At 70.1% G+C, this 11,065-nt stretch carries 10 protein-coding genes and 2 pseudogenes; 3 read left to right on the top strand and 9 right to left on the bottom strand.

The window, feature by feature from the left end:
- Window positions 1-45 precede the first annotated feature (45 nt).
- Entirely contained in the window at window positions 46-531 is a 486-nt protein-coding gene (locus tag AC4OXY_RS11215) for a hypothetical protein (protein ID WP_491993820.1), read from the top strand.
- Between the two features lie 238 nt (window positions 532-769).
- Here AC4OXY_RS11215 and AC4OXY_RS11210 read toward each other — a convergent pair.
- A pseudogene (locus AC4OXY_RS11210) lies at window positions 770-1,519 on the bottom strand (EamA family transporter).
- Between the two features lie 101 nt (window positions 1,520-1,620).
- On the opposite strand from AC4OXY_RS11210, the gene AC4OXY_RS11205 reads away from it, so the two are divergent.
- Entirely contained in the window at window positions 1,621-2,193 is a 573-nt protein-coding gene (locus AC4OXY_RS11205) for a helix-turn-helix domain-containing protein (RefSeq protein ID WP_491993819.1), read from the top strand.
- Window positions 2,194-2,454: 261 nt separating this feature from the next.
- Here the strand turns inward: AC4OXY_RS11205 and AC4OXY_RS11200 are convergent, their stop codons facing one another.
- Both AC4OXY_RS11200 and AC4OXY_RS11195 read right to left on the bottom strand, forming a co-directional pair.
- Window positions 2,455-3,024, bottom strand: a complete 570-nt coding sequence (locus AC4OXY_RS11200) for a hypothetical protein (RefSeq protein ID WP_491993818.1) — start codon at window positions 3,022-3,024, stop codon at window positions 2,455-2,457.
- Between the two features lie 15 nt (window positions 3,025-3,039).
- A complete protein-coding gene (locus AC4OXY_RS11195; protein WP_356037904.1) occupies window positions 3,040-3,684 on the bottom strand; it encodes a hypothetical protein in 645 nt (214 codons plus the stop codon).
- A gap of 378 nt (window positions 3,685-4,062) precedes the next feature.
- On the opposite strand from AC4OXY_RS11195, the gene AC4OXY_RS11190 reads away from it, so the two are divergent.
- Window positions 4,063-4,248: a hypothetical protein gene (locus AC4OXY_RS11190; RefSeq protein ID WP_491993817.1), complete on the top strand. Its 186-nt coding sequence runs from the start codon at window positions 4,063-4,065 to the stop codon at window positions 4,246-4,248.
- A 309-nt stretch (window positions 4,249-4,557) separates the two neighbouring features.
- Here the strand turns inward: AC4OXY_RS11190 and AC4OXY_RS11185 are convergent.
- The 6 genes and pseudogenes from AC4OXY_RS11185 to AC4OXY_RS11160 form a co-directional block, all read right to left on the bottom strand.
- Window positions 4,558-4,790, bottom strand: a pseudogene (locus AC4OXY_RS11185) (IS5/IS1182 family transposase); the annotation flags it as partial.
- A gap of 17 nt (window positions 4,791-4,807) precedes the next feature.
- A complete protein-coding gene (locus tag AC4OXY_RS11180; protein ID WP_491993816.1) occupies window positions 4,808-5,257 on the bottom strand; it encodes a hypothetical protein in 450 nt (149 codons plus the stop codon).
- Between the two features lie 44 nt (window positions 5,258-5,301).
- Complete coding sequence (locus AC4OXY_RS11175; RefSeq protein WP_491993815.1) at window positions 5,302-6,378, bottom strand: hypothetical protein; 1,077 nt, start codon at window positions 6,376-6,378, stop codon at window positions 5,302-5,304.
- Window positions 6,375-8,390, bottom strand: a complete 2,016-nt coding sequence (locus AC4OXY_RS11170) for a hypothetical protein (protein WP_491993814.1) — start codon at window positions 8,388-8,390, stop codon at window positions 6,375-6,377. The genes AC4OXY_RS11175 and AC4OXY_RS11170 overlap by 4 nt, the downstream gene beginning before the upstream one ends.
- Entirely contained in the window at window positions 8,387-9,139 is a 753-nt protein-coding gene (locus AC4OXY_RS11165; RefSeq protein WP_491993813.1) for a toll/interleukin-1 receptor domain-containing protein, read from the bottom strand. The genes AC4OXY_RS11170 and AC4OXY_RS11165 overlap by 4 nt, the downstream gene beginning before the upstream one ends.
- 13 nt (window positions 9,140-9,152) lie before the next feature.
- The gene (locus AC4OXY_RS11160) at window positions 9,153-10,445 is read right to left on the bottom strand and encodes a helix-turn-helix domain-containing protein (RefSeq protein WP_491993812.1); all 1,293 of its coding nucleotides are present in this window, start codon (window positions 10,443-10,445) and stop codon (window positions 9,153-9,155) included.
- Window positions 10,446-11,065 lie beyond the last annotated feature (620 nt).

Raw genomic sequence — 11,065 nt, 5'->3', positions numbered from 1 at the left:
CGCCCCCTCACAGTGACTTCTGACGTCCCATCGGCACCTGCGGACTTGGTCTGGTTCGCCGACGACCCGACAGCCGCCGAGAGCTGGGCCTATGGGTACCGGGCTCCGGACGCCACCGAATGTGCCGCCCGCGCCTGGGCCGCCACCGCCCACGCCGCTACGGAAGCCGCCGGCCCGACCGACGTCCAGGTGGTGGGCGAAGGCACTCTCGCCCACCTGGTGCGCCTCGCTCTTGCGGCCGATACGGGTGCTGGCTCCGGTCGTCGGCCGCATGTGGTCGTGGAGACGACCGGCACCGCTACCGGCATCAGGAGTGCCCTGTCCGCACTTCACCCCCGTGGGCTCTTCCTCCTCGCCGCCCGCCCGCTCAGCACAACAACGCCTCTCTCCACCTACCACGGCATCCACGTGCCCGGCATCCGCGTGCTGGCCATCCCCTGGCGTGACGACGCCGACGACGTGCCCGAACACCTCTTGCGGGCCTCCTTGCCCCGGAGGACGTCGGGTGGGTCAGGCCGGGTGATCAGTTAACGAGGAGGGCTTGCGAAGACCTTCAACTCCATCGTGAAGTAGGCGCGTTGTCAGTGGCTCCGTCTAGTGCAGCGATTGGAGGCGGTGGGGCGCTGACCTGGGGTCTCTCGGTGAAGTGCGCGTTGACCTGCGGAAACTCGCCCCGGTAGTTCTCACGGGTCAACGTCGTTTCCCGGGCTCATGTGCCCTGGATGAACCGCTCCGGGTCTGATGGAGCCTCCACCGATCCCGGAGGGGTTCATCCCGTGGCCAGCACCACTGTTCCGAGCAGCGCCAGGCTCGCGCCCACCGCCTGCAGCCCTTGCAGTCGTTCGCGCAGGAAGCCGCGTGCGGCAAGGGCAGTGACCACCGGGTACGGCGATGCCGTCACGGCGGCGATGGTGACGGGGCCGTGCTGGGCAGCGAACGAATAGTGCCGTTGGCCGCGACGTCGGCCAGCCCCACGAAAGCGAGGGCTGGCAGGGACGTCCACGGGAAACCGGTGTCCGGCAGCGCGGGGGCGCCGCGCCGCACCGAGACCCAGAGTGCGGCGCCGCCCGCGACCATGTTGGTGACGCGCACCGCCCTCGGCGCCCTTGAGGACGTCCGCGGGCAGGGCTCCGCCCGCCAGCACCACGCCCGTGACGGCGATCAGGATGCCTGCGACCGCCACCAGACCCGGGCGCTCGCCCAGGACCAGGCCGACACCGACGGCCACGCCCAGTGTGCCCAGCGGTGAGACGACGCTCATGGGACCCAGGGCCAGCGCCTGACAGAACGCGATCATGGCGACCGGTCCCGCCAGTCCGGCCGCGACGGCGAACCACAGCTGCGGCCCCGCCTCACTCCACGCCCCGGTGGTGACGATGATCAGGCCGAGCACGACCGCGGAGACCAGGTGCGAGACCACGACCACCGTGAGCGCCGGTAGGCGACGCGTCAGCAGCCCGCCACCGAAGTCGGCCAGCCCGTACAGGACGCTGGTGGCCAGGGCGAACAACGCCGTCATAACTCGCCCCGCAGGTCAGTAGAATCAACGATCAGACCAGCCCCATGGGTGCATTAGAGTAGCCGCATCGTTCAAAACAGTAGACTATCGCTGGGTGGAACGTGGCTGACCTTGATCAGTTGATCCAGTCCCTGGCGGGCAACGTCAGGCACTGGCGAACCGAGCGCAAGCTCACCCTGGACGCGCTCGCCGCGCGGTCCGGTGTCAGCCGCGGCATGATCCTCCAGATCGAGCAGGCCCGCACCAACCCCAGCATCGGTACGGTCGTCAAGATCGGCGACGCCCTCGGGGTCAGCATCACCACCCTGCTCGACTACGTACAGGGACCCGCGGTCCGCATCGTCCCCGCCGAGCAGGCCGTACGGCTATGGCACACCGCCGCAGGCAGCTACAACCGCCTTCTCGCAGGCACCGAGGCCCCCGGCCCCCTGGAAATGTGGGACTGGCAGCTGATGCCCGGCGACAGCAGCTCCCCCGACTCACACCCCCCCGGCACGGACGAGCTCATCCACGTCACGGCCGGCGAACTGACCCTCACCGTCGAAGGCACCAAGTTCCACGTCCCGGCCGGCTCCAGCGCCTCTTTTGAAGCCAGCACTCCCCACACCTACAGCAACGACGGCGACACCCCGACGACCATGGTGATGGCCATCTCCGTCCCGCCCTCACGCTGAGTACCGATCACTGGGCGACTCCCTTGGGCTGCCGGTGACAGAAAGGCTGCCGTTCATTGTGTGCGGCGATCACCAGGGCGCGCCCCAGGTGGTGACCGTCGACCTCGACCCCGAAGGGCTCGACCCCTCCGGAACGGGACACCCACGGTCGAACTGACCGGGTGATCCCTGCGCGTCCCTGGAGCGGCCCCGGCACCCGCGCCTTGGGGTGCCGGGGCCGCTCGGCGACTCCCCGTCCGCGATCCCGCTGGGGAGGATGATTCAGATGCCTTCCGTCGCCACGTGTGTGATGACGCGCCTGATGTATTCCTCGCGGTGCCGAAGAAGTTCAGTGCTGACGAGGATGCGATATCTGCTGATTGGGAGGAACAGGGTGCCGGTGACGGGCAACGCGGTCACCTTAAGCCGGAATCCGCCGAGGCGGGTACCGGTGGTCCTCTCGTACTCGCGCACGGCATCCCTCATGCGCGGAGCACCACGCCCAGGGCGGCTCACGTTCGCGACTTCGCGTTTGCGCTCGGCGCTCCACAGGCGGACGACATCGCGGTTGCCCTCGACAACGCGGCCGAGCAGGCCGACCGGCGACAAAGGAACCGCCGACTCGTCCTGCTCCGAGGCCGCCAGAGCGCGGTCCCACCACTGTCGCCACTCGGCGTCAACTTCCTTGGAACCGTCCACAGTCGAGTCGATGGCCAGGCTCGGCGGCGCTATGACTGCCTGTATGCCCAGCGGATCGCAGATGCCGAGCGCGTCGCGGACTGCCAGCGCAGCGGCCAAGTGGTAGGAGTACCCCAGGGCTACTTCCCACGGCGCGCTCGACATCGATCCCATGAGTCTTCCTTTGTCTCAGACGATCTCTGCGCTGTCGGTGGGACCGCCGCTTGAACAGATGTCGCCGTCCCACAAGAGCGCGTCGCTGGAGGGGGATACTCCCGCGGTCTCCCAGCCGGGTCCGCCGGCGTTCGCGTCCCACTCGCCCTCCCAGGACGAGTCGAATGCCAGCCCGCCGCCCCATGAGTAGGTGTCCGAACCGTAGTCGTCGGACCTGCTGGCCTGCCAGTGGTAGGCGACCGCGTCCTCGTCGAGATCGAACCCCGTCTGGATCTCCATGTTGTAGCCGCCGACGGGATGTATCCAGATGTACGAGTCGCCGCAGTCCCCTTCGACGACGTCGTCGGGGTGGACCTTCGCGCGGTACGGACTTCCGTCGGGGTTGATCGCCTTGGGCGTCGGTACCGCGTGCTGGCTGCCGTCGGGTGCGGTGACGACCTTGAAGCCGTGGGCTTTTGCGAGCTTCGCGTTCACTCCGGTCACCCGCATCTTGACGACCTTCGCGCCCTTGGGCGGCGAGTGCTTCGGCGTGTGACCCGCGTGAACTCGCAGCCCTGCAGGGCCGACGTGGTTGGCGGACGGGACTGCTTCGGCGGTGCCGATACCGGCACCGGTGAGCGCGGACGCCGCAAGCACTGCGACGAATGCACGCGTGAACATGGCACGCTTCATGACTGGTTTTCCCCCTACTGCTGCGAGTTCTCTTCCTGGGCCACTTACCCGGTGTCCCTCAGCAGACGGGTTGACACTATGGCCAATAGCGGCGCATGTTCCTCAGCTCCCTCATGGTTGACCGATTCAGGCCAGAGGTGGGGCTTATTCCGGGTTGGTGCCACAGCGGACATACGGGCCAGCTCCGTACGCCGCCGCGGCGGCAACGCAGCTCGTCTGCCCGGCCGCCGCTGATCGGGTGTAGGACCCGCTGCCAGGGCGTGCCGGCCGTCCCTCACGCCACGTCCGTCGCCTGCGTGAGTCCGCGTCTGTTGTGTCCGGTCTCAGCAGAGATGGGCCCGAGGTGTCTGCGGTGGTTCAGGTTGAGTGAGACGAAGCCCCCGTAGCTATCTGATCCTGGTTGCCCGCTCGCTGGCCGGGGGCCGTGCGGCGGTCCAGGTGGAGGGTCAGGGCGAGCAGGCCGAGCGGGGTGGCCACGGCCAGGGCGCCCACCGCCTGGTGCTCCCGGGCGCCGACGGCTGCATCGCATCCGGACGTGCCGAGCTCGCGTAGCGGGTGATACGGCGCAGCCCCTCCCGGAACCATCCTGACGGAGACATCTTCGCGGAGCCGCGCGACGACCAAGCCGCACCGGAGCGTTCCGGTGCGGCTTCGTCGTGAGATGGCCCGCGCTGGCGCGGGGAGGCGGTCGGCGCCTCATGCGGACCGGGTTCCTGTGACGCTTTGGGGGTGCGCGCGCCTGATGTGCGAACGCACCGGCTCGCTCATTGGCAGCGATCCGCGCCGCTCACGGCGCGCCCCGGCCACGGATGGGGGGAGCACGAGGGGCCGGATCATCCAGAGGGCGTTCCGCATGGGATGTGAGTGAACGCGTTCGACACCTGCTTGCACCCGGCAGTGGGTGGCATTCTCGGCTTCCGTTGCGGACTGAGGTGGGTCCGGACCCGTCGTCTGCGGTGCGGGATGAGCAGGCCGGTGCCCCGGTATCCGCCGTCGGCGATGGTAGGGGCCCGGCTGCAGGCCCGTCCGTTCGCAAACCGACTTTCAGTGAAAGAGGGCAGGCGGCGTAAGAATCGGGAGCCCGGCGTCGACAGGACACTCGGGCCGGTCCTCATCCCTGTTCCCGGCGCGGGGACGGATCCGGCGGGAAGGCCAGGCCGGTGACGGTGCCGGCCTGGACGATCGGGCCGTGCTGGGTGCCGCCGGAGACGGTGTTGTGCACCGTTGCCGGGCGGGCCGCTGCGGCGGCCGCCAGGCGGCGCAGCGACGCTCCGAGAGCACTCAGGTCCTCGCCGGTGAGTGCCCCGGTTTCCACCAGCCCGCAGAGACGGGACTGCCACTCGGCCGCAATGCCGGACGCGGCGCGCTCGTCCGCCGTGGTGCTGGTGAGGAGCAGCCGCGCACGCGCGTCCTCCAGGCTGGTGATCGCGACGGTGTCCGCGCCCGCACGTGCCAGGAACCGGCCCATCAGTGCGCGGGCGTGAGTCCAGGAATCAGTGACCATGAGGGAGACCAGGGTGGTGGCTCCCGATGCCGCCATCGCGGCCAGTTCGGCGTCCATCGCGTCCTCCTGGATGCGCAGGGATGAAATGTCCCGGTCGGCGGTCAGGCCGTCTCGGCCGGCGGGCCGGGGTCGGGGGCCGGTTCCGCTCCGGTCTCGGGGGCGGGAGGCCTCGGCGGATCGAATCGGCGTAGGAGGTCCTCCGCTGTCTCGTGGCGGTTGTGCTGCTTTATGAGCTGCGAGAACTGTCGGGCCAGCATCGCCCGCCGGTCGTCGTCCTCCGTGAAGCCCATGGCCTCGAAGAACCCGGATAGGTGGTCCGCAGCCGAGGGCTCACAGGTCGGGAGATCGGCAGACTCCGTGCCGATGTCCGGCGTCCCGGGTCCTCCCGGCCGGTTCGGCAGCATCTCGAGCAGGCGCTCGGGGATGTCGGTGTCGTTGGCAGCGGAGGTCAGCTGCGCCAGCAAGGGGAGGTCGGATACGGTCTTCGCCACGTGCTCGTCGTTCTTGGTGAGCCACCACACGACGGCGCTGCCGGTGTCCTTGAGGACGTCCTCGCCCAGATACCTGCGCTTGCTCTGCTCGTACTTGCGCTGGTGCTCCCAGACCGCCTCGTCCTTGCGCACGCCGGCGAGCCGGTCCAGACGCTCCTGGTCCTCGTCGGGCAACGTGAGGCTGATGTCCTCCGCCATCGCCCGGAGGTGGCCCGTGGAATCCGGGCACATGCGGCTGAGGGCGCCGCCGAGTTCGTGCTGAAGGAGCGAGGCGTGGCCCGGTTCCCGCTTCTCGGCGATCGCGCGGGCCCGGCTGAGGACCGCATCGACGGCGAGGCCGGCCGGGTTGACGACCGTGCCGCGCCCCGGATCGTCGGCGAAGCACCACCGCACGGTCGCCGAGAAGACGAAGTGGTAGTCGTCCCAGAGGCTCGGGAGCGCGACTCGGTTGACGCGGTACTCGGACCGCTCCACCGGGGCAGCCGTGAGCTGCTCCTCGAAGCTGACCGGCACCGGGCCGCGGCGCCGCGAGGCCACCCGGAAGGCTATCGCGGGCAGCACGAGAAGAACCGCGGCCAGCGCCGGCCAGGTCCAGCCGGGCCATCGCTGCACCAGGCCGACGATGGTCAGCAGCAGGCCGCACAGAACGGTGAGGAACCCGGTCGTCGTCTTGCGTGCCGTCGTCATGACCGACCCCCTCTGGCCGATGCCGACGGGGCGGCAGGACCGAGGTTGTGTGCCGCGCCGATCTTGTGGAGCAACAGGTCGGTGGTCTCGGCGCAGTGGGCGGCGGCGCCCGGAGAAGCGCACTCCGCCTGGCGCGCGGACGCGTACAACGCGGCAAACGCCGCGCCCCGGTCCTCCCCGCAGCGGTCGGCGGCGGCGACCAGCAGGTCGAGGAGGACCTCCCCGCGGTCACCGGCGCCCTCGGCCGCCCAGTGCAGCCAGCTCTGTATCTTTGCCCGTGGTGCCACGCGCTCTCCTTCCGGCCGCGACACCCCGTGGGTCAGCACGGCGCGCCAGCACGTGATCAGCGAGCGCCGTACCCCGTCCTCGTCGACCAGGGCGCGGGTGGTGACGGAGCGGTCCGTGAGCGGCTCCGGATCGCTGACGCGCAGAAAGACGGCCAGGTCGGTCGGTACGAGGTCGCCGCGTGCCAGCCGCTCGAGCAGCCTTCGGCGCAGCCGTCGGCTGCCGGCCACCAGGGCGCACAGGGCCTGCAGCGCATGGGCCGTGCCGCGCTCACGCCGGGCGAGATGGTGCAGCCGGATCAGAGCGTGGTCCGGATGGTCCAGCGCGAGGACGTCGGCGCAGACCTGGACCAGCACCTGGACGAACTCACCGGTCAGCCGGCGGTACGCGCACCACTGGTAGATCCGTTCGCGGAAGTCCCTGCCATGGGCGGGGTCCGCGAGACCGCAGGTGAGCGCCTGGACCGCGGCCTCCGACCGGGCTCTGCCCGCTCCCTGCGCGCTCCACCGTTCGGCGAGCGCGGCGAGCTCGTCGGCCCGCCCGGTTCGCAGGTACTCACCCGCCAGCCGGGCCACCAGTCCGTCGCGGACGTCCGGCACGAGATGCGGGTCGCTCGACTCGACGACCCGCGCGGCCCACGCGCCGAGGTGCGGCCGCAGGTCGGGCATGTGGTCCCAGAAGTGGGCGCGGACGGCGGAGTCGTAGTCCAGCTCGGTGAACCGCACGCGACCGTCCGGCCCGGAGCGGGCCGAGATCTCCGACAGCCGCTGGGCGAGATCCTTGCGCTGGAGGAGCGGAGTGTCCTCCTCGGGCGCCCCCACCGTGCTCAGGAGAAGCGCGGTCGCCCGGTGGACGACGTCGGCGTGCGCGCCGTGGACCATGGACACGGCGATCATCAGGGCGCGTTGGGAGGCGTCGGGCAAACCGGCGACGCGGTCGGCGACTTCGGCGCGGCGCCCGGCGCGCGCACGTTTCGCGGCCGCGCACCACTCGGGGAACTCCTCGCCGGCCCGTGCCGTTTCGCGGGCCCGGCGTATGCGGTCGGCGAAGTCGGCGATCTCCCGCATGGGTTTGCGTTCGCTCAGGAACTCGTCGACGGTGACGTCGTTCCGGAGAAACTGCTCGCACGGCACGCCGTGGGCGCGCAGGTGCCGTCTGAGAACCTCCATGGGGAAGGCCGGCGGCCCGATCTCGACACGGTAGTGCTGGAGGTCGGGGTCGAGGGCCCCGTCGTGCGGCATGACGACGACGAGATGGGCCCGGCGCTCGCGCACCGTCTGGCGCAGGGCGGGCAGGTCGCCTCGCGCCGCATGCCACAGACCGGCCTCCGCGGTGGACAGGTCGAGCAGCAGCCGGTCGCCCGGGTCGACGAAAGCCGGATCGTGCAGCTGCAGCTCGTCCCGCTCGTCGGGCAGGAGTTCACGGAAGGACCCGCCGGGACGGTGGTGTTCGCGCAACAGTACGCGTGCCGTGGCCGAGCGGCCGCTGCCGGGAGCACCGTCGAGGATGACGGTGCCCGTCCCTTCGAGCGTGGTGCGGGCCCTTCCCATGTTGACCGGAGCGACCAACACCCGTCGGGCCCAGCGCAGTTGGTCATCGGGAAGCTGCCGGAAGACGGGCTTTCGGGGTTCGTGGGCAGCGGCGCCGAGGTTGACGTAGATGTGGCCGTCGCCCGTGTGCGTGACGCCCCGCGTGCTCTCGACCCGGATGGTGTGTTCTGTGCTCACCGTCGGTCGTCCTGCTCCGGCTCCCCGAACCGCTGGTGGACTTCCCCGTGGTGGTCGCCTTCGGTGTACGTCGTCCCGGTGCCCGAGATGTAGCGGTCGCCCGACACATGGCGTGAGTTGTTGTAGATGCTGCCGCTGCCCGTGTGGACTGTGCCGTGGGAGTTCTTCACGATCGTGCCGCCGACGTCACCGCTGAAGTCGCCCGCCTGGACGGACGTTCCGCTCACGTCCCTGATCGAGTTGTGCACGGTGGTCGACGCCGGCGACGGCTCGCCGGGCTCGATCAGGTCCCGCAGCTCGGGCACCAGCTCGGCGACCAGATCACCGATACGCCGGACGCCGGCCTCGGTGTCGTGGGTGCTGTCGAACGGAACGGACTGCAGATCGGCGAGCCGCGCCAGCTCCGGGGGCAGGGCCGCTTTGCTCAGCCGGTCGGTCTTGCGGCCGTCCAGCACGGGAACGACGATGAGCCCGCACTCGAATGCGGACTCGATCTCCTTGCGCACCCAGTCGTCGGGATCCTGCAGCCGACTGCGGAAGTTCGTCCAGTCCGGTCCTACGACGGCCAGCAGCACGGAACTGTGGCGTAACGCGGTCAGGAGAACCTCGGGGTAGGCGTCCCCTGGGGTGATGGACCTGGACGCGCGGAAGACGCGGTCCTGGCCGAAGCGACGTGACAGCTCCTGGTCGAGGAGAGCCGCGGTCCGCTCGCCGTCGCCGGTGCGGTAGTTGATGAACACGTGGGGCATGCCAGTGACTCCTTCAGATGGTGGACGGGCGCGACAACGTGCCGAGTCGCGGTCCCAGCCGGCGTACGGAGGAATGGTTCGCGTAGCGCGCCAGAGCGCGGGCGAGCCGCCTCAGGTCGGTCGTGACCGTGGCGGAACCCACGGCCTCCACCGCGTCGAGCAGGTGCGCCGTCAGGTCGCAGGCGTGGTCGATCTCGCCAGCCGACGCGTAGGCGAGTGCGCGGCGGACGCCGTACCTGACCTGAGTGCGGACCGCGTCCCCGCCGACCAGGGCGAGTTGTCGGTCCAGTTCCTCGCTCGCCTCGCGCGGCCGCCCGAGATCGACCAGGCACCAGCCGGTGACCATGCCGACCGGATCGGGAAGGTGCATGGTGCCGATCACCGGCTCGTCGGTCCTTTCGTCCTGGAGGGCAAGAAGCGCACGCGCGCGGTCCAGCGCGTCCAGACAGGCCCGGTGGTCACCCGCCAGGGCATGGCCCTGGGCTTCGCGCTGTGCGGCGAGCCCGCGGATCCGCGGGGACAGGGCCTTGCTCTGCGCGCGACGGGCCAGAGCGACCGTCTGCTCGGCGTCGTCCCGGTACAGCGTGATCAGGGCCCGGCGGACCAGCGCGTAACTCGCCAGTGCGCGGTCGCCGCCGGCGGCCGCCAGATCGACGGCGCGCTGCGTCCACCACAGAGCCGCCCGCTCGTCCCCGGTCTCCTGCACTAGCCAGCCGACGTATTCGGCGTACCGGGAGCCGAGGGCCAGCAGGTGGCGACGGGTGCCGCTGTCACAGTGGGCGGACAGTTGCCGCAGGGTGTGAGTCTGTGCGATCAGAACGGGTAGGAGCAGACCGGGCGCCACCGTCTGGCCGAGTCTGCGGTAGTGGGTGAACAGCGAGCGGGAGGCTTCCAGTATTTCCGCGCCCGCGGCTGGCGAGGCCGGGCCCACGCTGTCGGACCGCCACGCCATCAGCGAGGCGGCACCGGCGCCCATGACTTCCCGTCGGCTCAAGGGCTGGAAGGTGTTCGGTCCGTCCGGCGACAACTGCATGATCCAGTCCTCCTCGTGGACATGGCCCGGCGCCGGATCGACGGGCGGGTCGGTGGACTCTGGTGCGAGCAGGGCCAGCAGGGCCCCGCCGGCTCCGAGGGCGGCATCGCACAGGCGGGCGAGGTCACGGCTGGGGGCCTTCAGGCCCCGCTCCACCTTGCTCAACTGCGCCTTGCTGTAGTGCACGGAGCCGGACAGGGCGGTGAGGCTGAGCCCTGCCTCCAGACGCCGCTTTCTCAACTCCTCGCCGAATCCGGTGGACGGCTGCGGCACGGAAACCTCCAATCCCTCCCGCCCTTGGCCGAGTCGGCGCTGCACGAAAGCGTGCAGCAGTCGGTCCGGGGCGGACAAGGCGATCGATGCTGTTTCCCGTTTCCTTCTCCGGCATGGGAACGCGGCATGCGCGGCAGGGAGGACCGGAGAACCGGACTACCTGGAAGCCGTGCCGAAAAGGGAAGCTCCGCGGCGCAGTGACTGGGAGGGCACGCGAGCCAGGAGGGCGAGGCCCGCCGGGTTCCCCCGGCCGTGTGAGATCTCGTGACACGTGAGGAGGTCTGCGGAGTGAGTGAGACACCGTCGGACACCCTGCAATACCGCTTTGACGGGCCAGAAGACGCTCCGGTCCTGCTCTTGGGTCCTTCACTGGGCACCACATGGCACAGGTAGGCGGAACCGTCTTCTGGCGTCTACGTGGTCCAGGTCGCTGCTGTTCACGCAGGTAGGGCCTGCGTGGTCCAGGTGTGTCGACGGTTGTTGGGGACAGCAAAGTGACGTCTGGTCTGGCGGGGCTGTCGGCTCGCCGCTCTCGAGGAGGCGGAGGGGTGAGGCGGCGACGACACGGGCTGTGCGGCCGATCGGCAGCACACCGCAGGGGAATTCCCTGCGACGCACAA

Source organism: Streptomyces sp. HUAS MG56 (genome assembly GCF_058673395.1).
Note: the sequence above shows the minus strand (reverse complement) of the source record. Positions and strands in the feature narration are given on the sequence as shown.